A 25,469-nucleotide genomic window follows, 5' to 3' on the forward strand; every position below is an offset into this window, starting at 1 on the left:
CTTACTTCTTCTTGCCTTCTTTGCGGAACACGAACTCACCCTTATAGCGGATGCCTTTGCCCTTATAGGGCTCGGGCTTGCGCCATGCGCGGATGTTCGCGGCGACCTGACCAACAAGCTGTTCGTCAATGCCTTCCACAACGATTTCGGTCTGCTTCGGTGCCGTTACGGTGACGCCTTCGGGCGCAACGTAGTCAACATCGTGGCTGAGGCCGAGGTTCAGTTTCAGCGTGTTGCCATTGACGGCCGCACGATAACCAACACCCTGGATTTCCAGCTCCTTCTTGAAGCCCTCGGTGACGCCGGTCACGAGGTTTTCAATCATGGTGCGGGACATGCCCCACTGCTGACGTGCGCGCTTGGACTTGCCACGCGGTGTCACAGAGATTGCATCGTCTTCGACCGTCAGGGTCACGTCGTCAGTTGCGCGGAAGCTGCGGGTGCCCTTGGGGCCCTTCACTTCGATCGTCTGACCGCTCACCGATGCCGAGACGCCCGAAGGCATGGCGACTGGTTTCTTACCAATACGAGACATTGTCTTCTCCTTAGAATACGGTGCAGAGCACTTCGCCGCCAACATTGGCAGAGCGTGCAGATGCGTCCGACATCACACCTTTGGAGGTGGAGACAATCGACACGCCGAGGCCCTGACGGACAACGGGGATGTCATTGACGGCCATGTAGACGCGACGACCGGGTTTGGAAACCCGCTTCAGTTCACGAATAACAGGTTCGCCTTCGTAGTATTTGAGGCTGATCTCGATGGCGGGGTGGCCATCGGCGCCCGTGACTTTTTCGTAGCCGCGGATGTAGCCTTCGTCGGCCAGCACGTCCAAGACCCATGCACGCAGCTTGGAAGCCGGTGTGGAGACGGTGGATTTGCCGCGCAGCGAAGAGTTACGGATGCGTGTCAGCATATCTGCGATAGGATCGTTCATCTGATGCGCTCCTTACCAGCTCGACTTGACCATGCCGGGGATTTGGCCCGAAGAGCCGAGGTCCCGCAGCGCGATCCGCGAAATTTTCAGTTTACGATAGTAGGCGTGCGGGCGGCCCGTCAGCTGGCAACGGTTGTGCAGACGCACAGCAGAGCTGTTGCGCGGCAGTTTCGCCAGTTTCAGGGAAGCGCGGAAACGCTCTTCCATCGGTTTGCTTTCGTCGCTCACGATCTCTTTCAGAGCCGCGCGCTTCTCAGCGTACTTTTTGACCAGTGCTTCGCGCTTCTTTTCGCGCTCAATCATGGATTTCTTAGCCATTTCTAATCCTTCCCGCGCTTATGAATTGAAGGGCATGTTGAAAGCTTTCAACAGCGCCTTGGCTTCAGCGTCGGTTTTCGCCGTGGTGGCGATCACGATGTCCATACCCCAAGTCTCGTCAACTTTGTCGAAGTCGATTTCGGGGAACACGATATGCTCTTTCATGCCCATGGCGTAGTTGCCACGGCCGTCAAAGCTCTTGCCCGAGATGCCGCGGAAGTCACGGATACGGGGCATTGCGATCGTGATCAGACGATCAAGGAATTCGTACATGCGGTCGCCACGCAGGGTAACTTTCGCACCCAAAGGCATGTCTTCACGCACGCGGAAACCAGCGATGGATTTCTTGGCCACGGTTGTCAGAGCCTTCTGGCCTGCAATCGCGGTCAGGTCTTCCTGAGCCGACTTGGCTTTTTTGCTGTCGCGCACGGCTTCGGCACCGCAGCCGATGTTCAGAACGATCTTGTCCAGCTTGGGGATCATCATGTCGTTCTTGTAGCCGAATTCCTCTTTCAGGGCGGCGCGGATCTTCTCGCGGTATTCGGCCTGAAGGCGGGGTGTGTAGGTTGCGGTATCAAGCATCGATCACGTCCCCCGTGGTCTTGGCAAAGCGCACTTTTTTGTCGCCTTCGATTTTGAAACCTACGCGTGTGGCTTTGCCATTGGCATCCACCAGTGCGAGGTTGCTCAGGTCGATCGGCATCGCCTTGGGGATGCGGCCGCCCTGAGATGTCTGTGTCTGGCGCGTTGCGCGGATGGCGATTTTCACGCCGTCAACGATGGCCTTGTTCGACTTGGGGTCAACAGACGAGATGGTGCCCGTCTTGCCCTTGTCCTTGCCGGACAGGACGATGACCTTGTCACCTTTGCGAAGTTTAGCAGCCATGATTACAGCACCTCCGGAGCGAGCGAGATGATTTTCATGAAGTTCTTCGCACGCAGCTCACGAACAACCGGCCCGAAGATACGGGTGCCGACAGGCTCGTTGTTGTTATTCAGGATAACAGCAGCGTTGCGGTCGAAGCGGATGGCGGTGCCATCTTCACGACGAACTTCTTTGGCAGTGCGAACGACAACGGCCTTACGGACGTCGCCTTTTTTCACACGACCGCGCGGGATGGCTTCCTTGACCGAGACGACAATGATGTCGCCGACGGATGCGTATTTACGCTTGGAACCACCCAAGACCTTGATGCACTGAACACGGCGCGCGCCGCTGTTGTCAGCAACATCCAGGTTGGTCTGCATCTGGATCATTTGGTTTCTCCCGACCTTCTGGGGGGCGATGCGGCCCTCATCCCAGGGTTTCGTTTAAGGGGCTCAGGCTTCGGTTTTGTCCGAAGTCAGAACTTCCCAACGTTTGGTTTTCGACTTGGGGGCACATTCGATGATGCGAACGCTGTCGCCCACCTTGAACGTGTTGTTCTCATCGTGAGCCCGGTACTTCTTGGACTTACGGATGGTCTTCTTCAGAACCGGATGCGTAAAGCGGCGCTCTACGGAAACGGAAACTGTTTGTGCGTTGGCGTCCGATGTCACGGTGCCTGTAAGGATACGCTTGGGCATGTTTCAGGCTCCTATTATTCGGCTGCCGCAGCAGCGGCTTTCTGGTTCAGCACGGTGTGGACACGGGCCACGTCACGCTTAACAGTCTTCAGACGTGCGGGGTTTTCCAACTGGCCGGTGGCCTGCTGGAAACGCAAGTTGAAGGATTCTTTTTTCAGGTTCACAAGTTCGTCGCGGAGCTGGTCCGGCGTCTTGTCATGCAGTTCGCTGGCTTTCACGGCCTCTTCCTTTCAACATCACCAGTAGGCCCCTGTCAGGGTGACCATGATTCTGGTGGAGTTCATGATGAAAGGTGCCAATACGCGCTGAGGTCGCACATGGCAACCCCCGATGGCCCGGCGCCTGTGAATTAGGCGGGAAAGACGCTGGCGATAGGAACATGTTCCGCATAAGAAGGGCCTATGTCAAACATCAAATCGCTTTTCGCCACCCGCCTCTATCACGCCGCCCTGTCGGACCATGGCAAACCCATCGACACCGATGAGCTCGCCGCCTCTTGTTTCTCGATCGCCGAGGATGATGAGGCCGGGCAGGACTGGTGCGAAGAGAACGGCTATGCGGGCTACACCTCTTATGCGTCGCTGGACGACCTGCCCTACCGCTTTCCGATCTTCAAGGATCTGGTCGCGGTGCTGGACAAACATGTGACCGCCTTTGCCAAGGATCTCGACTTCGATCTGGGCGAGCGCAAGCTGGTGCTAGACTCCCTGTGGCTGAACATCCTGCCCGAAGGCGGCATCCACACCTCGCATATCCACCCCCACTCCGTGATCTCTGGCACGACCTATGTGACCATGCCCGAAGGCGCCAGCGCGATCCGTTTCGAGGATCCGCGCCTGCCCATGATGATGGCGGCGCCGGGCCGGGTGAAAGATGCCCGCGAAGAGCTGCGCCCTTTCATCTATGTCGCGCCCGAAGCTGGCGATGTGCTGCTGTGGGAAAGCTGGCTGCGCCATGAGGTGCCGATGAACATGATCGAAGAAGACCGCGCTTCGGTCTCGTTCAACTACAACTGGGCCTGACCGATGGCCGAGGACGTGAGCGCCCTCCCCCTGTCGGACCTGACAATCGACGCCGAGACCCGCCCGCCCCTGCCCGACATGGGCGTCGTCACCGAGGCACAGCGACAAGCTGGGCGGCACCTTGCGGCGATCCACCGTCACTACCTCAGCGATCTATCACAAATCGCTCAGGTGATGACCCGCATTGAGGCCGGTGACGCGCCCCCGGCTGAGCTTGCACATATCGTCCTGCATAGCCAGATGGCCCAGAATTTCGCCGCCGCCGGGACGCTCTGCGGTCAGCAATGCTGGGCGTTGACGATGCACCACAATATCGAAGAACAAAGCATTTTCCCGCAGCTGCACGCCCGCGGCTCTGAACCCGTACGTGCAATCGTGGACCGGCTGCGGGCCGAACATGAGGTCGTTCACGCGCTTCTCGAACGGCTGGGCGCGGCGGCGGGCGGATTGTCCGAGGCACCAAGCTCAGAACAATTCGCCGAAACCCGCGCGATATTCGACCAACTGGTCGCAGTGGTGCGCTCGCATTTCAAATTCGAAGAAACCGCCTTGGCCGAGGCATTGGGCGTCTATCAGGTCGACATCTGAGGCACCGCCCGGCGGCTATTTCAGCGTCTTCGCCGCCTCTTCTTGCGCCTTGACCGCTGCCTTCTCTTCCTTGGTCAGCTTGTTGCCCCACTGATTGTTGCTGAGCCCGAGATCACTGGGCATCGGCTTGGTCTTGCCCTTCTTCACCTCTCCGCCCTTGTCGAGAAACGCTTTGATGAGGTCTTCGTCGGTGTTCGGCTTTGGGACGTGCTTCATCGGGCTGGGCCTTTCCTGTGGCATGGGGTTAAGCAAAGGCTACCTAGATTAAAGCGCATTGGCCAGCGTTGCAGGTGCTGCTTGCCCCGCCTGCCCGATTGGTGAACATTCAACCTCTAGCTTTATTTGAGTATCCCCTGCCGATGTTTGTCCCGTTCCTTTTGCTCTTTATATCCCTCGCTTTTACAACCGCAGCCGCATCCACGCCGGGCTATGGGGACTTCAGCCTGCTCGGCGCGCTTTGCGTTATCGCCAGTGCGATCCTTCTGCTGCGGTCTTTCCGCGGCGCGCGGCAGCAGCGGACAAAATGGATCATCGTCGACGGCTCCAACGTCATGCATTGGAAGACCGGCGCGCCGAACATGAATGCGGTCCGGGACGTTGTGGATGAGTTGCGCACGAGGGGCTATTCCCCCGGCGTCGTGTTTGACGCCAACGCGGGCTATCTGCTCGCGGGTCGCTATCAACATGACAAGGCGCTGAGCAAACAACTCGACCTGCCGGTGGACCGGGTGATGGTCGTCCCAAAGGGCACGTCCGCGGACCCCTATATACTCCAATCCGCCCGAGACTACGGCGGGCAGGTCGTCAGCCGCGATCAGTTCCGCGATTGGGCGGAGGCCCATCCCGAAATCGCTGAGCCGGGGCACCTGATCAAAGGCGGCTACCGGGATGGGAAACTCTGGCTCGACCTTGAGACCGACGCGCTGGTCTGACAAAGCAAAACCCCCGCCGAACACTCGACGGGGGTTTTATGTCTTTCAGCAACCCCATGCGGGGCGACGGGCTTACCAGTCCTCGCGGACGACAACCCGGGTCTTGATCGGCAGTTTCATGGCTGCCAGACGCAGGGCTTCGCGTGCCACGTCTTCACCGACACCGTCGATTTCGAACATGATGCGGCCCGGCTTAACCTTGGCTGCCCAGAAGTCGACGGAACCTTTACCTTTACCCATACGAACTTCGACGGGCTTGGAGGTGACCGGTACGTCCGGGAAGATGCGGATCCAGACACGGCCCTGACGCTTCATGTGACGCGTCATGGCGCGGCGTGCCGCTTCGATTTGACGGGCTGTAACCCGCTCCGGCTGCAGTGCCTTCAGGCCGTAGGTGCCAAAGTTCAGGTCAGACCCGCCCTTTGCCAGACCCTTGATCGAGCCCTTAAACTGCTTGCGGAATTTAGTACGCTTTGGTTGAAGCATTTCTCATTCCCCCTTAGCGACGACCGCCGGCACCGCGAGGTGCTGGGCCGTCTTGGAGTTCCTGTGCCTTACGGTCACGCGCGGCGGGGTCGTGTTCCATGATCTCGCCTTTGAAGATCCATGTCTTGATCCCGATGATGCCGTAAGCGGTGGCCGCTTCGACATGTGCGTAATCGATGTCGGCACGCAATGTGTGCAGCGGCACGCGACCCTCACGGTACCATTCGGTACGCGCGATTTCGGCCCCACCAAGACGACCCGCGAGATTCACGCGGATGCCCAGTGCGCCCATGCGCATGGCGTTCTGCACGGCACGTTTCATGGCGCGGCGGAAAGACACCCGGCGCTCCAGCTGCTGTGCAATGCTCTCACCAACAAGGTGTGCGTCCAGCTCGGGCTTGCGAACTTCAACGATGTTGAGGTGCAGTTCCGACTTGGTCATCTTGGCGATCTTCTGGCGCAGCGTCTCGATGTCCGCGCCTTTCTTGCCGATGATAACACCAGGGCGTGCTGTGTGGATCGTAACGCGGCACTTTTTGTGCGGACGTTCGATGATCACACGAGCGATACCGGCCTGGTGGCACTCTTTCTTGATGAAGTCGCGGATTGCGAGATCTTCGAGCAGAAGATCACCGTAATCTTTGGTGTCGGCGTACCAGCGGCTATCCCAGGTGCGGTTCACCTGAAGACGCATACCGATCGGATTGACTTTGTTACCCATCAGGCTTGCTCCTCAACTTGACGCACTTTGATCGTGATCTCGGCAAACGGCTTGATGATCTTGCCGAACCGGCCACGGGCACGCGGGCGACCGCGCTTCATGGTCAGGTTCTTACCGACATAGGCCTCGGCCACGATGAGCTCATCGACGTCCAGGTTGTGGTTGTTCTCGGCGTTGGCAATCGCGGACTGAAGGCATTTCTTCACGTCCTGCGCGACCCGCTTCTTGGAGAAGGTGAGGTCTGTCAACGCTTTGTCCACGGACTTGCCACGGATCAAAGCTGCAACCAGGTTCAGTTTCTGCGGGCTGGTGCGAAGCATGCGCAGTTTTGCCATTGCTTCGTTGTCTGCCACGCGGCGGGGATTCTTATCCTTGCTCATGGCTTATTTCCGCTTCGCTTTTTTGTCGGCGGCATGACCGTAGTAGGTCCGAGTCGGGGAGTACTCACCGAACTTCTGACCGATCATGTCTTCGCTGACGTTAACAGGGATGTGCTTATGACCGTTGTACACGCCAAACGTCAGACCCACGAACTGGGGCAGGATCGTGCTGCGGCGCGACCAGATCTTGATCACTTCGTTACGGCCGCCCTCGCGGGAAGCCTCTGCCTTTTTGAGGACATAAGAGTCAACAAAAGGACCTTTCCATACTGAACGAGCCATTGATTAACGCCCCTTCTTCTTGGCGTGACGCGAGCGGATGATAAGCTTGCTGGACGCTTTGTTCTTGTTGCGGGTCTTGGCACCCTTCGTCGGCTTACCCCAAGGAGTAACCGGGTGACGACCACCAGAGGTCCGGCCTTCACCACCGCCGTGCGGGTGGTCGATCGGGTTCATCACCACACCACGTACAGAAGGACGGATGCCCTTGTGACGCATGCGGCCCGCTTTACCGTAGTTCTGGTTGGAGTTGTCGGGGTTAGACACAGCACCAACGGTGGCCATGCATTCCTGACGCACGAGACGCAGCTCGCCGCTGCTCAGACGGATCTGAGCGTAGCCACCGTCACGACCCACGAACTGGGCGTAGGTGCCGGCGGCACGTGCGATCTGACCGCCCTTGCCGGGCTTCATCTCGATGTTGTGAACGATCGTACCGATTGGCATGCCCGAGAAAGGCATCGCGTTACCGGGTTTGATGTCCACTTTGGCGCCGGCGATGATTTTGTCGCCGATGGCCAGACGCTGGGGGGCCAGGATGTAGGCCTGCTCGCCGTCTTCGTACTGGATCAGTGCGATGAAAGCGGTCCGGTTGGGGTCATATTCGATCCGCGCGACAACAGCGGACATGTCCAGCTTGTTACGCTTGAAATCAACGATACGGTAAAGGCGCTTTGCACCACCACCTGTACGACGCATTGTGATTCGTCCGGTGTTGTTCCGACCGCCAGATTTGGTCAAACCCTGAGTAAGGGCTTTGACCGGGCGGCCTTTCCACAGCTCCGAACGGTCGATCAGTACCAGTCCACGCTGGCCTGGCGTCGTCGGTTTGTACGACTTGAGTGCCATGTTCTCTGTCTTCCGTTTGCTTGGCACGCATTCACCGAGATGAAAGCGCGTTGGTTGTAGGGCCCCGAAGGTCCCCTGTAGGAGTGGTGGATGGGCTTAAATCTCTTGCGAGGCAGGCATCCCAACCACCGGGATCGTTCAAATAGCCAAACCCCGGACGAATCCGGGGCTTGAGCCGATGTGGCGACCTAGCAGGTTCAATTCTGCCCGTCCAGTGGGCATGGCGAAATTCCTCTCCCACTGCCCGCACAAAAGAAAAGAAGGCGCCGAAGCGCCTTCTTCCGTAGGTTTACCGATTACCCAAAGCGGGTATTAGTCAAGGCCAATGCTCTCGGCCAGACGCATACCGGGGTCAAGGATTTCAACTTCTGCTTCGTTGAATTCCGGCATGCTTTCCAGACGCTCTTCAGTGACGCCGGGGACGATCACTTCGTCTTCACGCATGATCAGCTTCTCAACCGGAATGGCGACTTCGTTTTCGCCCATCCCAAGGAAACCGCCAACGCCGATGATCGCAACAACAGTGTCGCCACGGACGCCGATAAAGTCGATCTCGCCAACGTCTTCACCGGTTTCGGTGGCGACGCTGCGGCCGGTCAGTTCTTCGGCGGTCAGGTTAAAGATCGGCAGACGCTGCACGTTCTCCTGATAGCGGGTGCGGTCTTCTTCGGCCATATTGCCTTGCTCGTCAGCGTTGAAGTCTTCCATCAGCACGCGGGCTTGCTCTTGCTCGACGTTGATCTCGGCGCCTTCGGCACCTTCAACGTTGACCTGCGGCGCTTCGGCTTCTTCGACGACGACATTCGCGTCTTCACCCTGCTGCACGTTCACGTTGGCTTCTTCCTGCTCAACAGCGACGCGGGCCTCTTCGGATTCAGCCACGTTCACATTGGCTTCGGCCTGCTCAACCGTCACGCGCGGCTCGGCTTCTTCGATGGTCACTTTCGGCTCGGGACGCACGAATTTCACGACGGGTTCGGGCTGCTCCAGGTCAACGATCGGCTCACCTGTTTCCACATCGACCTGCGGCTTGGGAACCTGCACGGTCACGACCGGCTCAGGGATGCGCACGGTCACCTGCGGCTGTGCCTGCTCAACGGTGATGATCGGCGCCTGCTGCTGCACGCGAACAGTCGGCTCGGGCACAGCGACGGTCACTTCGGGCTGGCCCTGCTCAACCGTTACCACGGGAGCGTCCTGCGAAACGTTTACGTCGGGCTCGGGCACGGTCACGTCAACTTCGGCGTCTTCCTGCTCGACAACCACTTGGCCGCCGGCCACATTGGCGGTCGCGGCTGCGTCACCTTCAACTTCGACTTCAGCTTCTGCTTCCATCTCGGCTTCGGCGTTGCGCTCAATGGTCTCTTCGACTTTGTCTGTCGCGTCCTGCGCCAGAACCGGAGCGGCTGCGAAAAGGGCAACGGCGGATACGCCGGCCATGAGTGTTTTGGTATAGATCATTAGGTCTCTCCCGTATTCGTTTAAGATAGTTGGGGCGCCCAGCACCCCGTCTTCCACGGTGAGACAACCGGCAGCTTTCTGCTCTGTTCCAAGAAAATTGATAGCCTTTTTTCGGAACTTTTTATGGGTCGCCACATGATTGAAGCAGGCCTCGACGGGATCGCGCATGGGTAATGCCTCCCCCTAAAAATGCAAAAACCCCGCCGGAGCGGGGGTCTTGCATCAGCGATATGTTAGGGCTTAAGCGGCGCGGCGCGCCTGTGCGAAGGATAACAGGCGCTTGCTCTTTTCATCCCACAGATGCAGCCGCGCATTGGCGAGGCTTTCGCGAATGGTCATGCGGTTCCCCTCGGCCAAGGCCACATGGTCACGCAGCACTTCCGGCAGGCGATAGAACGGGATGCGGCTGTAAAGGTGGTGCACATGGTGAATGCCGATATTGGCACTCAGCCACTGCAAGGGCCGGGGCAGGATGTAATGCGACGAGCCGTGAAAGGCCGCGTCATGCAAATCCCAGGCTTCGTTCTCTTCCCAATGGGTCGTCTCGAACTGGTGCTGCACATAGAACAGCCACATGCCCGCCGTGGCCGCCAACAGGGTGCTGGGGACGAAGATAAGCAGAATGGGCATGATCCCCCCAAAATAGAAGATCACCGCAAGTGCTGCGAGGATCGTCAGGTTGGTGCCCATCGCGCTCAGCCAATAACGGGTTTGCGCCATCAGCCCCAGCGGGACGCGGTTCTGCACGAAAAACAGGTAGCTCGGCCCAAGACCAAAAAGCACGACCGGATTGCGGTAGAGACGGTACTGCAACCGCCCAAGCAGCCCAAGCTCGCGATACTCTGCAACGGTGAGCGTGTGAATGTCGCCAATCCCGCGACGGCCAAGATTCCCGGCCGAGGAATGGTGAATCGAATGGGTTCGGCGCCAAACGTCATAGGGCGTCAGTGTCAGCACCCCCAGGACGCGGCCCACCCAATCGCTGGTGCGACGGCTGCTGAAAAAGGCCGCATGGCCGCAGTCATGCTGAATCGCAAAGAGGCGCAGCAGGAAGCCTGCATTCACCAGCGAAATGCCAAGTGTCAGCCAGCCACTGATCGACAACGCCCACCAAGCCAGTGCCCAGAGAAGGACAAACGGCCCAAGCGTGATCGCCAGTTCAAAACTGCTTCGCCAAGTGCTTGGCTCGCGGTAGCGGGCCAGCACGCGCACCCAGTCGCGCGCGTTCGACACGTCCGCAGACGCGCCGGAGGTAGATTTTTCGTGGGACATAGAGCTGCTTTTTATCGTTGCTTCATGCCTTGTAAAGGAAAGCGCGCAGCAAGCAACTTATCCGTTGAGTATTAACGCGGGGTTTCCGCTCACGCGGCAAATAACTGTCGAGATAGGTCGCCTTGCTGGCCCCGAGTGATTGATCCTATCGGCCTCCACGCCTACGCTTGCGCATGACTTTGCCCGACCTGCCCTTTCAAACCGACGCCGTAACCCGCGCCTTCGCCGACTTTCCAGATAAGGTACGCCCCGGCCTCTTGGAAGTACGGCACCTCATCTTCGAAGTCGCGGCGACCGAGAATGTGGGACCCATCGATGAAACCCTGAAATGGGGTCAGCCCGCCTATCTCACATCCGAAAGCAAATCCGGCACGACCCTGCGCATTGGCGCGCCAAAGTCTGGCGGTTACGCAGTCTTCGTGCACTGCCAGACAACCATAATTTCAGACGCCCGTGCGGTCTTCGGAGATGCCTTCACCTATGACGGCAATCGCGCTGTCCTCTTTGATGCAGAGACCGAGGTCGCCAATACGCCCCTGGCCCTTTTGATCGCCCAGGCGCTGACCTACCACCGTCGAAACGAAAAAGGCCCCCGCTGAGCGGAGGCCTTTTCTAAATGTCGGTACCGAAAGCTTACAGCCCGGTGGAGACGTCGATTGTGTTGCCCTCTTCGAGCGTCACATAAGCCTTTTTCACGTCTTTACGGCGGCCCATCTGGCCCCGGAAACGCTTGACCTTGCCTTTGGTGATGGACGTGTTCACGGCCTTCACCTTGACGTTAAAGAGCGCCTCAACGGCCTCTTTGATCATCGGCTTGTTGCTTTCGATCGCCACTTCGAAAACGACAGCGTTCTGTTCGGACGCCATGGTTGCTTTCTCGGTGATGATCGGCTTGCGGATCACGTCGTAGTGTTCATGCTTGGCGCTCATTTCAGGCGTGCCTCCAATGCTTCGATCCCCGCTTTGGTGATCACCAGAGTGTCACGCTTGAGGATGTCATAGACGTTTGCGCCCATCGACGGCAGGACATCCAGCCCTTCGATGTTGCGCGCGGCCTGTGCGAAGTTCTCGTTGACCGAAGCGCCATCGATGACCAGCGCGCGCTTCCAGCCCAGGTTCGACACCTGTTTGGCCAGAGCGGCTGTTTTGCCTTCGGATGTGGCTTCGTCGATGATGACCAAGGAACCGGCTTTTGCTTTGGCGCTCAGCGCGTGGCGCAGGCCCAGCTTGCGGAACTTTTTGGTCAGCTCGTGGCCGTGGCTACGCGGGGTCGGACCCTTGTAGATACCACCCTTACGGAAGATCGGCGCGTTACGGTCACCGTGGCGTGCGCCGCCGGTGCCTTTTTGGCGATAGATCTTCTTGGTCGAGTAGCTGGTCTCGGACCGGGTCTTGACCTTGTGCGTACCCTGCTGCGCGTTGTTGCGCTGCCAGCGCACGACGCGGTGCAGGATGTCGGCACGCGGCTCAAGGCCGAACAGTGCTTCGTCCAGGTCTACGGACCCGGCTTTGCCACCGTCGAGTTTGATGACATCGAGTTTCATGCGTCACCTTCCTTCTTGTCAGCGTCGGCATCGGAATTATCGGCATCCGAACCTTCAGCTGCGATTTCAGCTTCAGCGGCCTTCAGCGCTTCGGCTTCCTGTGCGGCTTGCTCTTCGGCCAAACGCTTGGCTTCGGCTTCTGCCTCTGCTGCGGCTGCGGCGGCTGCCTCTTCGGCGGCTTTCGCGGCTTCTTCAGCGGCGGATTTCAGAGCGGCGGGCAGAATCGCGTCTTCGGGGAACGGCTTTTTGACCGCATCCTTGACGGTGACCCAGCCACCTTTGGAGCCAGGAACGGCGCCTTTGACCATGATCAGGCCACGCGCACTGTCGGTCTTGACGACTTCGAGGTTCTGCGTGGTAACACGGGCAGCGCCCATGTGACCGGCCATTTTCTTACCTTTGAAAACCTTGCCGGGATCCTGACACTGGCCTGTGGAGCCGTGCGAACGGTGGCTGATGGAGACACCGTGTGTCGCCCGCAGACCGCCGAAGTTGTGACGCTTCATCGCACCGGCAAAACCTTTACCGATCGAAGTGCCTGCAACGTCAACGTACTGACCCGCGAAGTAATGGTCCGCGATGATTTCCTCACCAACGTCCAGCATCGCGTCCGCATCGACGCGGAACTCAGCAACCTTGCGCTTGGGTTCCACTTTCGCAGCTGCGAAATGGCCACGCATGGCTTGGCTTGTGCGTTTGGCTTTCGCCGAACCGGCACCCAGCTGAACGGCGGTGTAGCCGTCACGGTCTGCGGTGCGCTGTGCGACAACCTGAAGCTTGTCCAACTGAAGAACGGTCACAGGAATCTGCTTGCCGTCTTCCATGAACAGCCGGGTCATGCCGACTTTTTTTGCAATAACGCCTGAGCGCAACATATGATTACCCTCCCGGCTTACGATTGCAGCTTGATCTCGACATCCACGCCAGCAGCGAGGTCGAGCTTCATCAGCGCGTCCACGGTCTGGGGGGTCGGATCAATGATATCCAGCAGACGCTTGTGCGTGCGGATTTCGAACTGGTCACGGGATTTCTTGTCAACGTGGGGACCACGAAGAACGGTGAATTTCTCGATTTTGTTCGGCAGCGGAATGGGACCGCGAACCGAAGCGCCTGTGCGCTTGGCGGTGCTGACGATTTCCTGAGTGGAGGCATCGAGCACCCGGTAGTCAAACGCCTTGAGGCGAATGCGGATGTTCTGGCTTTGAACGGCCATATGCATATCCCTTGTTTTGGGATTCTAACGGATTGGAGGAAGCAGGCTCATCCGGCCCCCTCATCGCGCCTTGGTATTAAATCAAACGGGGCGCGTCTAACGCACCCCGGTTCAATGGGCGTCCTATAGGGGGAATCGCAACAGGTGGCAAGAGGGTTCTAAAAACCCCCGTGTTTTTAGAACCAGTGCGCAAAGTCACGCCGGCCACGGCGTGACAGCGCACCCCGCCAACGTTCAATCACCACCGAAAACCACACTTAGCTTTCCCGTTTCACCGAAGCGTCCCAAAAAGCCCCCTCCCCCACAAAAGCAAAAGGCCGCAGCAAACGCTGCGGCCTTTCAAATCTCTCAGACGTCAGGCCCGAAGGCCCGCCCAAAATCACTCAGTGATTTTGGAAACAACGCCGGCGCCAACCGTACGGCCACCTTCGCGGATCGCGAAGCGCAGGCCGTTTTCCATGGCGATCGGTGCAATCAGCTCAACGCCGAAGGACACGTTGTCGCCGGGCATGACCATCTCGGTGCCTTCTGCCAGCTGAACGGTGCCGGTCACGTCAGTTGTACGGAAGTAGAACTGCGGACGGTAGTTCGCGAAGAACGGCGTGTGACGGCCACCTTCCTCTTTGGTGAGGATGTAGGCTTCGGCTTCGAACTTGGTGTGCGGGTTCACGGAACCGGGCTTGCAGAGAACCTGACCGCGCTCAACGCCGTCACGCTCAACGCCACGCAGCAGCGCGCCGATGTTGTCGCCAGCTTCACCACGGTCCAGCAGCTTGCGGAACATTTCCACACCGGTGCAGGTGGTTTTCTTGGTGTCGCGGATGCCGACGATTTCAATCTCGTCGCCAACGTTGATCACGCCACGCTCAACACGGCCGGTCACAACGGTACCACGACCAGAGATCGAGAACACGTCTTCGACGGGCATCAGGAACGGCTGGTCAACAGCACGCTCTGGTGTCGGGATGTAGTTGTCGACTTCTTCCATCAGCTTGCGGATTGCATTTTCGCCGATGTTTTCGTCACGGCCTTCCATCGCCGCCAGAGCGGAACCAGGCACAACGGGGATGTCGTCGCCGGGGTAGTCGTAGGAAGACAGCAGCTCGCGGATTTCCATCTCAACCAGCTCAAGCAGCTCTTCGTCGTCGACCTGGTCAACTTTGTTCATGAAGACGACCATGGCGGGGATGCCAACCTGACGGCCGAGCAGGATGTGCTCGCGGGTCTGGGGCATCGGGCCGTCGGCCGCGTTCACAACCAAGATAGCGCCGTCCATCTGAGCGGCACCGGTGATCATGTTTTTCACATAGTCAGCGTGGCCGGGGCAGTCGACGTGGGCGTAGTGACGTGCTTCGGTCTCATACTCGACGTGTGCGGTCGAGATGGTGATGCCGCGGGCCTTCTCTTCGGGCGCGCCGTCGATCTGGTCGTACGCTTGGAAGTCACCGAAGTATTTGGTGATCGCCGCGGTCAGCGTGGTTTTACCGTGGTCAACGTGGCCGATTGTGCCGATGTTGACGTGTGGCTTGTTACGTTCAAACTTTGCCTTTGCCATGGTGTTGGCTCCTTTAGATGTTGGGTGGTGGGCTTAAAAACCCACCCTACAGATTGGGTAGGGCGGGGTTCACCCCGCCATCCCGGTTATGCAAATTTGGCCTGAATCTCGTCGGAGATGTTCTGCGGCACAGGCTCGTAGTGGTCGAACTGCATGGTGAAGTTCGCACGACCGGAAGACATCGAACGCAGAGTGTTGATGTAGCCGAACATGTTGGCCAGCGGCACGAAGGCGTCGATCGCGATGGCGTTGCCGCGCGTGTCTTGACCCTGCACCTGACCCCGACGGGATGTCAGGTCACCGATGATGCCACCGGTGTACTCTTCCGGTGTCACAACTTCGACCTTCATGATCGGTTCCAGCAGCTTTGCGCCAGCTTTCTTCATGCCTTCGCGCATACCCATACGGGCAGCGATTTCGAAGGCCAGAACGCTGGAGTCAACGTCGTGGAACTTACCGTCGATCAGGGCAACCTTGAAGTCGATGACCGGGAAGCCCGCCAGCGGACCGGAGTCCAGAACCGATTTGATACCCTTTTCCACGCCCGGGATGTATTCCTTGGGAATGGCACCACCGACGATGCGGCTCTCAAAGGAGTAACCTTCGCCCGGCTCGGTCGGCATCAGGATCATCTTAACTTCACCGAACTGACCCGAACCACCCGACTGTTTCTTGTGGGTGTAGGTGATCTCGGCTTCGCGGCTGATCGTCTCACGGTATGCCACCTGCGGTGCACCGATGTTCGCTTCAACTTTGAATTCGCGCTTCAGACGGTCCACCAGAATGTCGAGGTGAAGTTCGCCCATGCCCTTCATGATGGTCTGACCGGATTCCAGATCGGTTTCGACGCGGAAAGAGGGGTCTTCGGCGGCCAAACGGGCCAGACCTGCAGACATTTTCTCTTGGTCGGCCTTGGTCTTTGGCTCAACCGCGATCTCGATGACCGGATCGGGGAAGGTCATGGTTTCCAGAACCACCGGATCATTGGCGGCACAAAGCGTGTCACCTGTGGTGGTGTCTTTCAGACCGGCAAGCGCGATGATGTCACCCGCAAAGGCTTCTTCGATCTCTTCGCGGTTGATCGAGTGCATCATCATCATACGACCGACGCGCTCTTTCTTACCTTTGGTCGAGTTCAAGAGGGTATCGCCCTTCTTGAGCACGCCCGAATAAACGCGGGTGAAAGTCAGCGAGCCAACAAAGGGGTCGTTCATGATTTTGAACGCAAGGCCAGAGAACGCCATGTCATCATCCGCACGACGCGGGATGTTACGTGTTTCTGTCTCATCGCCCGGCTTGAAGCCCATGTAATCGACAACGTCCAGCGGGCTGGGCAGATAGTCGATCACGGCGTTAAGCAGCGGCTGAACACCCTTGTTCTTGAAGGCAGAGCCGCAAAGAACAGGGATGAATTTGATCGCCAGAGTGCCCTTACGGATCAGCGCGCGCAGGGTGTCGACGTCCGGCTCAGCACCGTCCATCAGGTAGTTTTCCATCGCCTCATCGTCCATCTCGACCGCGGTCTCGATGAGCTTGGCACGCCATTCGTCAGCGGACTCTTTCAGGCTGTCACGGATCTCGCGCTGTTCCCAGCCGGCACCCAGATCTTCACCGGACCAGACCCATTCCTTCATTGTGACGAGGTCAACGAGACCTTCAAGCTCGTTCTCGGCGCCAATTGGGATCTGGATCGGAGCAGGTGTGGCACCTGTACGGTCTTTGATCATCTTCACGCAGTTGAAGAAGTCAGCGCCGATTTTGTCCATCTTGTTGACGAACACGATGCGCGGCACCTTGTAGCGGTCAGCCTGACGCCACACGGTTTCGGTCTGCGGCTCAACACCGGCGTTGGCGTCAAGAACGGCAACCGCGCCGTCGAGAACGGCCAGCGAACGCTCAACTTCGATGGTGAAGTCAACGTGGCCGGGGGTGTCGATGATGTTCATCCGGAACTTGGTGTCAGATGTCGCATCGGCTGTGGGCTCTTCCTGGCGCTGCCAGAACGTGGTGGTCGCGGCGGATGTAATGGTGATCCCGCGTTCCTGCTCTTGCTCCATCCAGTCCATCGTTGCGGCGCCGTCATGCACCTCACCGATGTTGTGGCTTTTGCCGGTGTAGAACAGGATGCGTTCGGAACAGGTGGTTTTGCCGGCATCGATGTGAGCCATGATGCCGAAGTTGCGGTAGCGTTGGAGCGGATAGTCGCGTGCCATGGGGCTGCTTCCTCGAAAATATCAGTACGAACAGATCGCGCCCGAAACCGGGCGCGACGTTGAAATTACCAGCGGTAGTGGCTGAACGCTTTGTTGGCGTCGGCCATCTTGTGCGTATCTTCGCGCTTTTTAACGGCAGTACCACGGGACTGGACAGCGTCCATCAGTTCGCCTGCAAGACGCTCTTCCATGGTGTTTTCGTTGCGGGCGCGCGCGGCTTTGATCAACCAGCGGATCGCCAGCGCCTGACGGCGCTCGGGGCGCACTTCGACTGGCACCTGATAGGTGGCACCACCAACGCGACGCGAACGAACTTCGACGGACGGCTGGATGTTTTCAAGTGCTTCGTGGAACACTTCGATCGGGGCGCGCTTGATCTTGTCTTCGACGCGGGTCATCGCGTTGTAGACGATGCGCTCGGCGACAGATTTCTTGCCGTCGATCATCAGGTTGTTCATGAATTTGGTGAGAACCAGATCGCCGTATTTGGCGTCTGGCAGGACTTCGCGTTTTTCAGCGGCGTGGCGGCGTGACATGTCAGTGTCTTCCTCTTGGCGGGTGGTGGGGCCATGCCCCACCCAACATCGAATGGATTGGTGGGGGCATGCCCCACCACTGCGAGATTACTTCGGACGCTTCGCGCCGTACTTGGAGCGGCGCTGCTTCCGGTCCTTGACACCTTGGGTATCGAGAACACCGCGCAGGATGTGGTAACGCACACCCGGAAGGTCTTTTACACGACCGCCGCGGATCAGAACCACGGAGTGTTCCTGAAGGTTGTGGCTCTCGCCCGGGATGTAAGAGATGACTTCGAAACCATTGGTCAGGCGCACTTTGGCAACCTTACGCATGGCCGAGTTCGGCTTCTTGGGTGTTGTTGTGTAAACCCGTGTGCAGACGCCGCGCTTTTGCGGGCACTCCTGCAGGTGCATGGATTTCGAACGTTTGACTTTCGGCTGCCGCGGCTTGCGGATCAGCTGTTGGATCGTTGGCATTCCGGATATATCCCCGTATCGCTCAGATTTTGTACACGGGGGATCCCCCATGCGGCTAAATTCGGTTACTTCGTGCGTCCACAAAGCAAAATGACCGCAACGTTCCCGTACCGAGGAAAACGACGCGGTGGGTTAACAGAGGATCGGGCCAGTAGTAGGCCGGATCGTGACCACTTGAGTTATGAGTTCGGATTGGCAGAGCGGCCTCCACCCCCGAGATAGCGGGCGTATAGGACGTTGCGCGGGGGCTGTCAACAGCAGGGCCCGTCCCGGCGCTGTCCAGAGCAGAGGATCGCGTGCTCTGGATGCGCCATGTGGCCCCTTCCCTCGCAGAGCCCCCTTGCCAGCGGCTGCCCCCTGTCGCCATATTCGTCGAAGTTTTCCTTGAGGGGCAATACCATGCAAGCCATCGGCCTGTGCCGTTTTTCTTACCCCGCCCTTGGGGGATTTCAGGTGGGGCACGACACCACCGAGGAACGTATCGCCTACCTCTATGACGACGCCCGGCTTGAGGAGCGCTTCCGCTTGCTTGAGGCCGTCGCCCTGCCCTGCCTCAAAGCACAGTCAGACCCGGATTTCTCAATGATCTTCGTGATCGGCGACCAGTTCCCGGACCACCACGCACGCCGCCTCGAATCGCTCCTCGCCGACCTGCCGCAAGCGGTGATCCACCGCGAGCCGCCCCGCCAGCACCGCGAGGTGATGAAAGAGGTGCTGAACGCCGCGCGGATCAACCCCAAAGAGCCCTGCCTGCAATTCCGCTATGACGATGACGATGCGGTCTCGGTCGATTTCATTGCCCGGCTGCGGCGTACGGTTGAGGACAGCGCGGGGCTTTTGACGGGTCAACGCTCGGTCGCTTTCGACTGGCCCAAAGGGTATATCGCGGAGTTCGGGCAGGGCGGCATCCGCGCGGCGGAAGTGTTTCGCCCCCTCAATGTGGCGGCCTTGGCGATGTATGTGAAAGGCGGAAGCCCGGTCACGATCATGAACTTCGCCCATGAGAAACTGCCGCGCTTCATGCCCTACGTCAGCCTGCCCGACGCGGCGATGTTCGTGCGCAGCCACAACGGATCGAACGATTCGCGCCAAGGGCTTGCGCGCCATGTGGACGTGGCCCCGCTGGATGCCGAAGGCGAAGCGCTGTTTCGAACGCGCTTTGCCATCGACAACGATCAAGTACGGCGTGTCTTCTCGGCCTGAACCTTCAGCTTCCGCTCGCGGTAGAGGGTAAAGACCCCTGTGGCCACGACAATGCCGGCGCCGACCAGCGTCAAGACACCCGGCCATTCCCCAAAGACCGCCCAGCCCAGCAGCAGCGCCCAAAGCAGGCCAGTATAGCGAAACGGCGCGACAAATCCGATATCGCCGACCCGCATGACTTGGATCGAAAAGAAATAGCCGCCCAACACAAAGACCCCGGAGCCGCCGATCAGCGCCGCCACCGACGGGGTCACCGGCGCCCATGGTCCGCTGAGGGATGCCAGCCCCGCCGCCGTCATCACCGACAGCGCGGTCACCAAGGTGACGGTCATGGAAGGCACCGCAGGCGACAAGGCGCGGGTCGACAGGTCACGGACCGTCACGCAAAGCACCGCTATCAAGACGTAGATCGACCAAATGTTGAACCCTTCCGCGCCCGGCTTCACGATCAGCAGGACACCGCAGAAACCGATCCCGATCGCCACCAACCGCCGCCAGCCCACCGCCTGCCGAAACACCAACGCGGCGGCCAGCGTCACCGAAAGCGGCACCACCTGAAGGATGGCGGTCACATTGGCCAAAGGCATGTTGAACAGCGCGGTGAGAAAGAAATAAGCCGCTGCAATCTCGGCCACCGAGCGCAGGCCAATCACCCGCCAATCCCGCGGCTGGAGCCGGAAATCAATCCGGCCAAGCTGGCGGCTGAGGGCCAAGATCAGGACCGAGGTCGTCACCCCCCGCAGGAACAAAAGCTGAAACAGCGGCAGGGCCCCGTCGGTCATTTTCAGCAGCGTGTCGTTAAACGTGAAACAGGCCATCGAGGCAATCATCAGCAGCGCGCCGATGGTATTGGGGGACATGGAAGCGCTCCGGGAAAAAACCGCGCGGCTTATATCGATGCCGCTCCCGAATGACTGGCAGCGGGCGCGGGAGCTGTCAAGAACGGGCGGCTATGCAGGACAGCGGCTTGCGCCCCTCAAATGCGGCATGGCGGCTGCGTAAGACGGGTGCCCAGCAGTTGCCCGGCCTTACTGGTTGGACGCCTGCGCCACCGGCTGTTGCTGACTGGCCAACAGGTTCCGAACCGTGCTGCGCAGCAACCCCGGCTCGACAGGCTTTTGCATCACCGTCGCGGCCAGATTGCGAAAGGCGTCATAAACCTCAAGATCGCGGGTGCGGCCGCTGAGGAAGATAATAGGCGTTCCGGCGATGGCGGGGTTTTCGCCAAAGCGGTGCGCCAATTCCAAACCGCCCATATCGGGCATGGAGATATCACTGATGATCAAATCGGGCTTCAGGTCATTCACCACCGCCAGCGCATCGCGGGCGTTCAGGCAAGAGACAAAGGTCAGCGATCTGTCGTCGGAAAAGATCATCTTTACCAATTCCAGAATGATCGGATCATCGTCGATATGTAGAATGCGAGACGTCATCTGAAGAACCTTACGACGGTTAAGCTTTCGCAAACCTATTGCGACTATGTGGCGGATGTAAGGCTACGGCGGCAAATTCCCGGCCATCTCGCTGGCAATGTGCAATCAATGCTGCGGCACCGCGCATTAAAAAGCCCCCGCAGCTTTCACTGCGGGGGCTTTTGATTGTCAGGTCAGAGCGGCGATCAATCGCGGCTCTCGTCGTCGCCGACCGGCGTGTTGAATACATCACCACCAACGATGTCGTCATCCGCAGAGGCCGCAGGTGCTGCCAGTGCGGCGGCGGCTTCGGCCTCTTCGCGGCGCGCTTCGATCACGACGTTGTCGCGGTCTGTCGCCACTTTGCGCATCTGCTGGGTCGCCCCACCAGTGCCCGCCGGGATCAGACGGCCCACGATGACGTTCTCTTTCAGACCGACCAGTTTGTCCCGCTTGCCCTGAACCGAAGCTTCGGTCAGCACGCGCGTTGTTTCCTGGAAGGACGCGGCAGAGATGAAGCTGCGGGTCTGCAGCGACGCCTTGGTGATGCCCAGCAGGATCGGTTCGCCCTTGGCAGGACGGCCACCCTTCGACAGGGCCTTTTCGTTGGCCTGATCGAATTCCTGCTTGTCGACGTGTTCACCCTTGAGCAGCGTGGTGTCGCCGCTTTCCTGGATTTCCCACTTCTGCAGCATTTGACGCACGATGACTTCGATGTGTTTGTCGTTAATCTTCACACCCTGCAGGCGGTAAACGTCCTGCACTTCGTCAATCATGTATTCAGCCAGAGCTTCGACGCCCATGATCGCCAGAATGTCGTGCGGCGCGGGGTTGCCGTCCATGATGTAGTCACCCTTCTGCACGAAGTCGCCTTCGGCAACGGGGATGTGTTTCCCCTTGGGTACCATGTATTCAACCTTCACGTCCGGATCATCCGAGCTTTCGATCGCGATGCGGCGCTTGTTCTTGTAGTCCTTGCCGAAGCGCACATAGCCGTCGATTTCCGCGATGATGGCGTGGTCTTTGGGGCGACGTGCCTCAAAGAGTTCGGCAACACGCGGCAGACCACCGGTAATGTCCTTGGTCTTGGCACCTTCACGCGGGATACGCGCGATGATGTCACCGGCCTGAACCTCGGTCTGGTCCTCAACGGACAGAACCGCATCCACCGACATCGGATAGGTAACCGGGTTGCCCGCATCGTTGCGGACCGGTTCGCCATCTTCACCCACCAAGATGATCTCGGGCTTAAGCTCGTTGCCCTTGGGGGCCGCGCGCCAGTCGATCACGATCTTCTGAGTCATGCCGGTTGCTTCGTCGGTGTCTTCTTTGACCGCGATGCCCGAAACAAGGTCGACGTATTTGGTCATACCAGGTTTTTCGGCGATGATCGGCAGGGTGTAGGGATCCCATTCGAACAGCTTGTCGCCGCGTGCCACGCTGTCGCCTTCCTTGACGTGAAGCTTGGTGCCGTAGCCGATCTTGTGGCTGGCGCGCTCATCGCCGTTCTCATCGACGATCGACAGTTTCATGTTCCGGCCCATGACGAGCATTTCACCGGCGCTGTTTTCAAGCGTCTGCGCATTGTCGAACACGATTTTGCCGGACTGGCTGGCCTCGAGGAAGGACTGCTGACCACCCTGAGCAACGCCGCCGATGTGGAAGGTCCGCATCGTCAGCTGAGTACCGGGTTCACCAATCGACTGGGCCGCGATGATGCCGACAGCCTCACCTTGGTTAACCAGCGTACCGCGTGCAAGGTCACGGCCATAGCACATGGCGCAGACACCCTCTTCGGCATCACAGGTAAGTGGGCTGCGGATCCGTGCGGACTGCACCCCGGCTTCGTCGATGGCATCCGACATGCGCTCGTCGATCAACGAGCCTGCGGGCACCAGAACATCCTCGGTGCCGGGCACCAGAATATCATCCGCCGCAACACGGCCCAGCAAACGCTCGGCCAGCGAGGAGACAACCTCACCGTCGTTAACCGCTGCTTCAGCCGTAATCGCAGTCTCAGTACCACAGTCATGCTGACGCACGATGCAGTCTTGCGCCACGTCCACCAGACGGCGTGTCAGGTAGCCGGAGTTCGCTGTTTTCAAAGCAGTATCCGACAGACCTTTCCGCGCACCGTGGGTCGAGTTGAAGTACTCAAGAACGGTCAGACCTTCTTTAAAGTTCGAGATGATCGGCGTCTCGATGATGTCGCCATTCGGCTTCGCCATCAGGCCGCGCATCCCGCCCAGCTGTTTCATCTGCGTGACCGAGCCACGGGCACCGGAGTGGGCCATCATGTAGACCGAGTTCGGCTCTTTTTCGGAACCATTCTCGTGGTACGTGGTGGCCGAGATGGAGCCCATCATCGCGTCCGTGACCTTGTCGTTACACTTCGACCATGCATCGACGACTTTGTTGTACTTTTCGCCCTGAGTGATCAGGCCGTCCATGTACTGCTGTTCAAAGTCCTTCACCTGCTCGCGGGTCTCTTCAACCAGCGGCCATTTGGAGTCTGGGATCAGCATGTCGTCTTTGCCGAAGGAGATGCCCGCTTTGAAAGCTTCGCGGAAACCCATCGTCATGATCTGGTCACAGAAGATGACCGACTCTTTCTGACCGCAATAACGGTAGACGGTGTCGATGACCTGCTGCACTTCTTTCTTCCGCAGCAGACGGTTGACCAGATCAAACGGTGCTTTGGCGTTCAGCGGCAGCAAGGCGCCAAGACGTACACGACCGGGGGTCGTGTCAAAGCGCATCATCACTTCGTTGCCTTCGGCGTCGATCTGTTTGATCCGGGCTTTAATCTTGGTGTGCAGGTGAACCGCACCGGCGTCGAGGGCGTGCTGCACCTCATCAACCGAACCAAAGACCATGCCTTCGCCAACCATGCCTTTACGCTCAAGGGTCGTGTAGTAGAGACCCAAGATCATATCCTGCGATGGCACGATGATCGGGGCGCCGTTTGCAGGCGACAGAACGTTGTTCGTGGACATCATCAGAACACGCGCTTCCAACTGGGCTTCCAGCGAGAGCGGCACGTGAACGGCCATCTGGTCACCGTCGAAGTCAGCGTTAAAGGCCGAGCAGACCAGCGGGTGAAGCTGGATCGCTTTACCTTCGATCAACACGGGCTCGAACGCCTGAATGCCAAGACGGTGAAGCGTCGGCGCGCGGTTGAGCATGACGGGGTGTTCACGGATCACCTCATCAAGGATGTCCCAAACTTCGGGACGCTCTTTTTCGACCAGTTTCTTCGCCTGTTTCACGGTGGAGGACAGACCTTTGGCCTCCAGACGCGAGTAGATGAACGGCTTGAACAGCTCCAAGGCCATCTTCTTGGGCAGACCACATTGGTGCAGCTTCAACTCAGGACCGGTCACAATGACCGAACGGCCCGAGAAGTCGACGCGCTTACCCAAAAGGTTCTGACGGAAGCGACCCTGCTTGCCTTTCAGCATGTCCGAGAGCGACTTCAGCGGGCGCTTGTTGGCACCGGTGATGACGCGACCACGGCGGCCGTTGTCGAACAGAGCGTCGACGGATTCCTGCAGCATCCGCTTTTCGTTGCGGACGATGATGTCAGGCGCGCGCAGCTCGATCAGACGCTTCAGACGGTTGTTCCGGTTGATCACGCGGCGGTACAGGTCGTTGAGGTCGGAGGTCGCGAAGCGGCCACCATCCAGCGGCACCAGCGGGCGCAGTTCTGGCGGGATCACCGGGATCACGGTCATGACCATCCACTCAGGACGGTTGCCCGACTCGAGGAAGGACTCAACCACTTTCAGACGCTTGATGATCTTCTTAGGCTTCAGCTCGCCTGTCGCCTCTTTCAGATCGGCGCGCAGGGTCTCGGCTTCGGCTTCCAGATCGATGGCGGCCAGCATTTCGCGGATCGCTTCGGCACCGATGTTGGCGGTGAAAGCGTCCATGCCATAGGCGTCTTGGGCGTCCATGTATTCTTCTTCGGTCATCATCTGACCGTATTGAAGATCGGTAAGGCCCGGCTCGATCACCACGTAGTTCTCGAAGTAGAGAACACGTTCCAGATCACGCAGTGTCATGTCCAGCATCAGGCCGATGCGCGAGGGCAGCGACTTGAGGAACCAGATGTGCGCGACTGGCGACGCCAGTTCGATGTGGCCCATACGCTCACGGCGGACCTTTTGCAGCGTGACTTCGACACCACATTTCTCGCAGACAACGCCGCGATACTTCATCCGCTTATATTTGCCGCAAAGGCATTCGTAGTCTTTGATCGGGCCAAAGATACGCGCGCAGAACAGGCCGTCACGCTCGGGCTTGAACGTCCGGTAGTTGATGGTTTCCGGCTTTTTGATCTCACCGAAGGACCAGCTGAGGATCCGCTCGGGCGAGGCCAAAGAGACCTTGATTTCGTCAAACGCTTTTTGCGGCGTCAGCGGGTTGAACGGGTTGTTTGTCAGTTCCTGGTTCATTTTCAAATCCTTGAAAGGGGTGCGTTGGGAGGGACCGGACCCGTTTTCTTTTGAAGAAAACGGGC

At 58.8% G+C, this 25,469-nt stretch carries 32 protein-coding genes; 5 read left to right on the plus strand and 27 right to left on the minus strand.

The window, feature by feature from the left end; all coding sequences use genetic code 11:
* Nucleotide 1: 1 nt before the first annotated feature.
* From rplF to rpmC, 8 genes are all read right to left on the minus strand, one after another.
* Nucleotides 2-535 (minus strand): 50S ribosomal protein L6, encoded by a 534-nt coding sequence (gene rplF / locus B5M07_RS14750; RefSeq protein WP_067622240.1) that lies wholly within the window; start codon nucleotides 533-535, stop codon nucleotides 2-4.
* Between the two features lie 10 nt (nucleotides 536-545).
* Nucleotides 546-938 (minus strand): 30S ribosomal protein S8, encoded by a 393-nt coding sequence (gene rpsH / locus B5M07_RS14755; RefSeq protein WP_067622243.1) that lies wholly within the window; start codon nucleotides 936-938, stop codon nucleotides 546-548.
* Between the two features lie 12 nt (nucleotides 939-950).
* Complete coding sequence (gene rpsN / locus B5M07_RS14760) at nucleotides 951-1,256, minus strand: 30S ribosomal protein S14 (RefSeq protein WP_007118851.1); 306 nt, start codon at nucleotides 1,254-1,256, stop codon at nucleotides 951-953.
* Between the two features lie 18 nt (nucleotides 1,257-1,274).
* Nucleotides 1,275-1,838, minus strand: a complete 564-nt coding sequence (gene rplE / locus B5M07_RS14765) for a 50S ribosomal protein L5 (RefSeq protein ID WP_067622246.1) — start codon at nucleotides 1,836-1,838, stop codon at nucleotides 1,275-1,277.
* A complete protein-coding gene (rplX, locus tag B5M07_RS14770) occupies nucleotides 1,831-2,142 on the minus strand; it encodes a 50S ribosomal protein L24 (RefSeq protein WP_067267981.1) in 312 nt (103 codons plus the stop codon). Before rplX ends, rplE begins: the two co-directional genes overlap by 8 nt.
* Nucleotides 2,143-2,144: 2 nt before the next feature.
* The gene (rplN, locus tag B5M07_RS14775) at nucleotides 2,145-2,513 is read right to left on the minus strand and encodes a 50S ribosomal protein L14 (RefSeq protein ID WP_005621870.1); all 369 of its coding nucleotides are present in this window, start codon (nucleotides 2,511-2,513) and stop codon (nucleotides 2,145-2,147) included.
* Between the two features lie 63 nt (nucleotides 2,514-2,576).
* On the minus strand, nucleotides 2,577-2,822 hold the full coding sequence (gene rpsQ, locus B5M07_RS14780) for a 30S ribosomal protein S17 (protein WP_120351863.1): 246 nt from the start codon (nucleotides 2,820-2,822) through the stop codon (nucleotides 2,577-2,579).
* Between the two features lie 14 nt (nucleotides 2,823-2,836).
* The gene (gene rpmC / locus B5M07_RS14785; RefSeq protein WP_007118846.1) at nucleotides 2,837-3,040 is read right to left on the minus strand and encodes a 50S ribosomal protein L29; all 204 of its coding nucleotides are present in this window, start codon (nucleotides 3,038-3,040) and stop codon (nucleotides 2,837-2,839) included.
* Between the two features lie 183 nt (nucleotides 3,041-3,223).
* Here rpmC and B5M07_RS14790 point away from each other — a divergent pair, with 183 nt between their 5' ends.
* Together B5M07_RS14790 and B5M07_RS14795 are read left to right on the plus strand one after the other, a co-directional pair.
* The gene (locus B5M07_RS14790) at nucleotides 3,224-3,844 is read left to right on the plus strand and encodes a TIGR02466 family protein (RefSeq protein WP_120351864.1); all 621 of its coding nucleotides are present in this window, start codon (nucleotides 3,224-3,226) and stop codon (nucleotides 3,842-3,844) included.
* A gap of 15 nt (nucleotides 3,845-3,859) precedes the next feature.
* Nucleotides 3,860-4,432 (plus strand): hemerythrin domain-containing protein, encoded by a 573-nt coding sequence (locus tag B5M07_RS14795; RefSeq protein WP_162931879.1) that lies wholly within the window; start codon nucleotides 3,860-3,862, stop codon nucleotides 4,430-4,432.
* A gap of 15 nt (nucleotides 4,433-4,447) precedes the next feature.
* On the opposite strand, the gene B5M07_RS14800 is transcribed toward B5M07_RS14795, so the two are convergent.
* Nucleotides 4,448-4,648, minus strand: a complete 201-nt coding sequence (locus tag B5M07_RS14800) for a hypothetical protein (protein ID WP_120351866.1) — start codon at nucleotides 4,646-4,648, stop codon at nucleotides 4,448-4,450.
* Between the two features lie 143 nt (nucleotides 4,649-4,791).
* Here B5M07_RS14800 and B5M07_RS14805 point away from each other — a divergent pair, with 143 nt between their 5' ends.
* Nucleotides 4,792-5,364: an NYN domain-containing protein gene (locus B5M07_RS14805; RefSeq protein ID WP_120351867.1), complete on the plus strand. Its 573-nt coding sequence runs from the start codon at nucleotides 4,792-4,794 to the stop codon at nucleotides 5,362-5,364.
* A 72-nt stretch (nucleotides 5,365-5,436) separates the two neighbouring features.
* Here the strand turns inward: B5M07_RS14805 and rplP are convergent, their stop codons facing one another.
* The 7 genes from rplP to B5M07_RS14840 form a co-directional block, all read right to left on the minus strand.
* Entirely contained in the window at nucleotides 5,437-5,850 is a 414-nt protein-coding gene (rplP, locus tag B5M07_RS14810) for a 50S ribosomal protein L16 (RefSeq protein ID WP_007118841.1), read from the minus strand.
* 13 nt (nucleotides 5,851-5,863) lie between these two features.
* Nucleotides 5,864-6,571, minus strand: a complete 708-nt coding sequence (gene rpsC, locus B5M07_RS14815; RefSeq protein WP_120351868.1) for a 30S ribosomal protein S3 — start codon at nucleotides 6,569-6,571, stop codon at nucleotides 5,864-5,866.
* A complete protein-coding gene (gene rplV, locus B5M07_RS14820) occupies nucleotides 6,571-6,951 on the minus strand; it encodes a 50S ribosomal protein L22 (protein ID WP_067267968.1) in 381 nt (126 codons plus the stop codon). Before rplV ends, rpsC begins: the two co-directional genes overlap by 1 nt.
* 3 nt (nucleotides 6,952-6,954) lie before the next feature.
* A complete protein-coding gene (gene rpsS / locus B5M07_RS14825) occupies nucleotides 6,955-7,233 on the minus strand; it encodes a 30S ribosomal protein S19 (RefSeq protein WP_007118838.1) in 279 nt (92 codons plus the stop codon).
* Nucleotides 7,234-7,236: 3 nt separating this feature from the next.
* Nucleotides 7,237-8,079, minus strand: coding sequence for a 50S ribosomal protein L2 (rplB, locus tag B5M07_RS14830; RefSeq protein ID WP_067267965.1), 843 nt, complete (start codon nucleotides 8,077-8,079; stop codon nucleotides 7,237-7,239).
* Nucleotides 8,080-8,391: 312 nt separating this feature from the next.
* Nucleotides 8,392-9,540 carry a PRC-barrel domain-containing protein gene (locus B5M07_RS14835; protein WP_120352286.1) on the minus strand — a complete coding sequence of 383 codons (1,149 nt, stop codon included), beginning with the start codon at nucleotides 9,538-9,540 and terminating at the stop codon, nucleotides 8,392-8,394.
* Between the two features lie 240 nt (nucleotides 9,541-9,780).
* Nucleotides 9,781-10,812 carry a fatty acid desaturase family protein gene (locus tag B5M07_RS14840; RefSeq protein ID WP_120351869.1) on the minus strand — a complete coding sequence of 344 codons (1,032 nt, stop codon included), beginning with the start codon at nucleotides 10,810-10,812 and terminating at the stop codon, nucleotides 9,781-9,783.
* Between the two features lie 173 nt (nucleotides 10,813-10,985).
* On the opposite strand from B5M07_RS14840, the gene B5M07_RS14845 reads away from it, so the two are divergent.
* Nucleotides 10,986-11,411, plus strand: a complete 426-nt coding sequence (locus tag B5M07_RS14845; protein WP_120351870.1) for a DUF1801 domain-containing protein — start codon at nucleotides 10,986-10,988, stop codon at nucleotides 11,409-11,411.
* 34 nt (nucleotides 11,412-11,445) lie between these two features.
* Here B5M07_RS14845 and B5M07_RS14850 read toward each other — a convergent pair whose 3' ends face one another.
* From B5M07_RS14850 to rpsL, 8 genes are all read right to left on the minus strand, one after another.
* The gene (locus B5M07_RS14850) at nucleotides 11,446-11,742 is read right to left on the minus strand and encodes a 50S ribosomal protein L23 (protein WP_007118833.1); all 297 of its coding nucleotides are present in this window, start codon (nucleotides 11,740-11,742) and stop codon (nucleotides 11,446-11,448) included.
* Nucleotides 11,739-12,356, minus strand: a complete 618-nt coding sequence (gene rplD / locus B5M07_RS14855) for a 50S ribosomal protein L4 (protein WP_067622160.1) — start codon at nucleotides 12,354-12,356, stop codon at nucleotides 11,739-11,741. Before rplD ends, B5M07_RS14850 begins: the two co-directional genes overlap by 4 nt.
* On the minus strand, nucleotides 12,353-13,231 hold the full coding sequence (gene rplC / locus B5M07_RS14860; RefSeq protein ID WP_082849552.1) for a 50S ribosomal protein L3: 879 nt from the start codon (nucleotides 13,229-13,231) through the stop codon (nucleotides 12,353-12,355). The genes rplD and rplC overlap by 4 nt, the downstream gene beginning before the upstream one ends.
* Before the next feature lie 17 nt (nucleotides 13,232-13,248).
* Nucleotides 13,249-13,569 (minus strand): 30S ribosomal protein S10, encoded by a 321-nt coding sequence (gene rpsJ, locus B5M07_RS14865; RefSeq protein ID WP_067267998.1) that lies wholly within the window; start codon nucleotides 13,567-13,569, stop codon nucleotides 13,249-13,251.
* Nucleotides 13,570-13,948: 379 nt separating this feature from the next.
* The gene (gene tuf / locus B5M07_RS14870; RefSeq protein ID WP_067622157.1) at nucleotides 13,949-15,124 is read right to left on the minus strand and encodes an elongation factor Tu; all 1,176 of its coding nucleotides are present in this window, start codon (nucleotides 15,122-15,124) and stop codon (nucleotides 13,949-13,951) included.
* 86 nt (nucleotides 15,125-15,210) lie between these two features.
* A complete protein-coding gene (gene fusA / locus B5M07_RS14875) occupies nucleotides 15,211-17,337 on the minus strand; it encodes an elongation factor G (RefSeq protein WP_120351871.1) in 2,127 nt (708 codons plus the stop codon).
* A 65-nt stretch (nucleotides 17,338-17,402) separates the two neighbouring features.
* Nucleotides 17,403-17,873, minus strand: a complete 471-nt coding sequence (gene rpsG, locus B5M07_RS14880; RefSeq protein ID WP_007118827.1) for a 30S ribosomal protein S7 — start codon at nucleotides 17,871-17,873, stop codon at nucleotides 17,403-17,405.
* A gap of 87 nt (nucleotides 17,874-17,960) precedes the next feature.
* The gene (gene rpsL / locus B5M07_RS14885; RefSeq protein ID WP_007118826.1) at nucleotides 17,961-18,332 is read right to left on the minus strand and encodes a 30S ribosomal protein S12; all 372 of its coding nucleotides are present in this window, start codon (nucleotides 18,330-18,332) and stop codon (nucleotides 17,961-17,963) included.
* 399 nt (nucleotides 18,333-18,731) lie between these two features.
* On the opposite strand from rpsL, the gene B5M07_RS14890 reads away from it, so the two are divergent.
* Complete coding sequence (locus B5M07_RS14890; protein ID WP_120351872.1) at nucleotides 18,732-19,535, plus strand: putative rhamnosyl transferase; 804 nt, start codon at nucleotides 18,732-18,734, stop codon at nucleotides 19,533-19,535.
* Here the strand turns inward: B5M07_RS14890 and B5M07_RS14895 are convergent.
* The 3 genes from B5M07_RS14895 to rpoC form a co-directional block, all read right to left on the minus strand.
* Entirely contained in the window at nucleotides 19,508-20,395 is an 888-nt protein-coding gene (locus B5M07_RS14895) for a DMT family transporter (protein WP_120351873.1), read from the minus strand. The two genes, B5M07_RS14890 and B5M07_RS14895, sit on opposite strands and share 28 nt — an antisense overlap.
* Before the next feature lie 168 nt (nucleotides 20,396-20,563).
* Nucleotides 20,564-20,968 carry a response regulator gene (locus B5M07_RS14900; RefSeq protein WP_067622145.1) on the minus strand — a complete coding sequence of 135 codons (405 nt, stop codon included), beginning with the start codon at nucleotides 20,966-20,968 and terminating at the stop codon, nucleotides 20,564-20,566.
* Between the two features lie 185 nt (nucleotides 20,969-21,153).
* Nucleotides 21,154-25,404: a DNA-directed RNA polymerase subunit beta' gene (gene rpoC, locus B5M07_RS14905; protein ID WP_067938323.1), complete on the minus strand. Its 4,251-nt coding sequence runs from the start codon at nucleotides 25,402-25,404 to the stop codon at nucleotides 21,154-21,156.
* Between the last annotated feature and the right edge of the window lie 65 nt (nucleotides 25,405-25,469).

This window comes from Sulfitobacter sp. D7 (assembly GCF_003611275.1).
Classification (GTDB): Bacteria; Pseudomonadota; Alphaproteobacteria; order Rhodobacterales; family Rhodobacteraceae; genus Sulfitobacter; species Sulfitobacter profundi.

Excerpts from the sequence above, each read along its gene's own strand:
- rplF (WP_067622240.1), bottom strand. The coding sequence starts at position 535 with ATGTCTCGTATTGGTAAGAAACCAGTCGCCATGCCTTCGGGCGTCTCG.
- rpsH (WP_067622243.1), bottom strand. The coding sequence starts at position 938 with ATGAACGATCCTATCGCAGATATGCTGACACGCATCCGTAACTCTTCG.
- rpsN (WP_007118851.1), bottom strand. The coding sequence starts at position 1,256 with ATGGCTAAGAAATCCATGATTGAGCGCGAAAAGAAGCGCGAAGCACTG.
- rplE (WP_067622246.1), bottom strand. The coding sequence starts at position 1,838 with ATGCTTGATACCGCAACCTACACACCCCGCCTTCAGGCCGAATACCGC.
- rplX (WP_067267981.1), bottom strand. The coding sequence starts at position 2,142 with ATGGCTGCTAAACTTCGCAAAGGTGACAAGGTCATCGTCCTGTCCGGC.
- rplN (WP_005621870.1), bottom strand. The coding sequence starts at position 2,513 with ATGATCCAGATGCAGACCAACCTGGATGTTGCTGACAACAGCGGCGCG.
- rpsQ (WP_120351863.1), bottom strand. The coding sequence starts at position 2,822 with ATGCCCAAGCGTATCCTTACAGGCACCGTGACATCGGACGCCAACGCA.
- B5M07_RS14790 (WP_120351864.1), top strand. The coding sequence starts at position 3,224 with ATGTCAAACATCAAATCGCTTTTCGCCACCCGCCTCTATCACGCCGCC.
- B5M07_RS14800 (WP_120351866.1), bottom strand. The coding sequence starts at position 4,648 with ATGAAGCACGTCCCAAAGCCGAACACCGACGAAGACCTCATCAAAGCG.
- B5M07_RS14805 (WP_120351867.1), top strand. The coding sequence starts at position 4,792 with ATGTTTGTCCCGTTCCTTTTGCTCTTTATATCCCTCGCTTTTACAACC.
- rplP (WP_007118841.1), bottom strand. The coding sequence starts at position 5,850 with ATGCTTCAACCAAAGCGTACTAAATTCCGCAAGCAGTTTAAGGGCTCG.
- rpsC (WP_120351868.1), bottom strand. The coding sequence starts at position 6,571 with ATGGGTAACAAAGTCAATCCGATCGGTATGCGTCTTCAGGTGAACCGC.
- rplV (WP_067267968.1), bottom strand. The coding sequence starts at position 6,951 with ATGAGCAAGGATAAGAATCCCCGCCGCGTGGCAGACAACGAAGCAATG.
- rpsS (WP_007118838.1), bottom strand. The coding sequence starts at position 7,233 with ATGGCTCGTTCAGTATGGAAAGGTCCTTTTGTTGACTCTTATGTCCTC.
- rplB (WP_067267965.1), bottom strand. The coding sequence starts at position 8,079 with ATGGCACTCAAGTCGTACAAACCGACGACGCCAGGCCAGCGTGGACTG.
- B5M07_RS14835 (WP_120352286.1), bottom strand. The coding sequence starts at position 9,540 with ATGATCTATACCAAAACACTCATGGCCGGCGTATCCGCCGTTGCCCTT.
- B5M07_RS14840 (WP_120351869.1), bottom strand. The coding sequence starts at position 10,812 with ATGTCCCACGAAAAATCTACCTCCGGCGCGTCTGCGGACGTGTCGAAC.
- B5M07_RS14845 (WP_120351870.1), top strand. The coding sequence starts at position 10,986 with ATGACTTTGCCCGACCTGCCCTTTCAAACCGACGCCGTAACCCGCGCC.
- B5M07_RS14850 (WP_007118833.1), bottom strand. The coding sequence starts at position 11,742 with ATGAGCGCCAAGCATGAACACTACGACGTGATCCGCAAGCCGATCATC.
- rplD (WP_067622160.1), bottom strand. The coding sequence starts at position 12,356 with ATGAAACTCGATGTCATCAAACTCGACGGTGGCAAAGCCGGGTCCGTA.
- rplC (WP_082849552.1), bottom strand. The coding sequence starts at position 13,231 with ATGTTGCGCTCAGGCGTTATTGCAAAAAAAGTCGGCATGACCCGGCTG.
- rpsJ (WP_067267998.1), bottom strand. The coding sequence starts at position 13,569 with ATGGCCGTTCAAAGCCAGAACATCCGCATTCGCCTCAAGGCGTTTGAC.
- tuf (WP_067622157.1), bottom strand. The coding sequence starts at position 15,124 with ATGGCAAAGGCAAAGTTTGAACGTAACAAGCCACACGTCAACATCGGC.
- fusA (WP_120351871.1), bottom strand. The coding sequence starts at position 17,337 with ATGGCACGCGACTATCCGCTCCAACGCTACCGCAACTTCGGCATCATG.
- rpsG (WP_007118827.1), bottom strand. The coding sequence starts at position 17,873 with ATGTCACGCCGCCACGCCGCTGAAAAACGCGAAGTCCTGCCAGACGCC.
- rpsL (WP_007118826.1), bottom strand. The coding sequence starts at position 18,332 with ATGCCAACGATCCAACAGCTGATCCGCAAGCCGCGGCAGCCGAAAGTC.
- B5M07_RS14890 (WP_120351872.1), top strand. The coding sequence starts at position 18,732 with ATGCAAGCCATCGGCCTGTGCCGTTTTTCTTACCCCGCCCTTGGGGGA.
- B5M07_RS14895 (WP_120351873.1), bottom strand. The coding sequence starts at position 20,395 with ATGTCCCCCAATACCATCGGCGCGCTGCTGATGATTGCCTCGATGGCC.
- B5M07_RS14900 (WP_067622145.1), bottom strand. The coding sequence starts at position 20,968 with ATGACGTCTCGCATTCTACATATCGACGATGATCCGATCATTCTGGAA.
- rpoC (WP_067938323.1), bottom strand. The coding sequence starts at position 25,404 with ATGAACCAGGAACTGACAAACAACCCGTTCAACCCGCTGACGCCGCAA.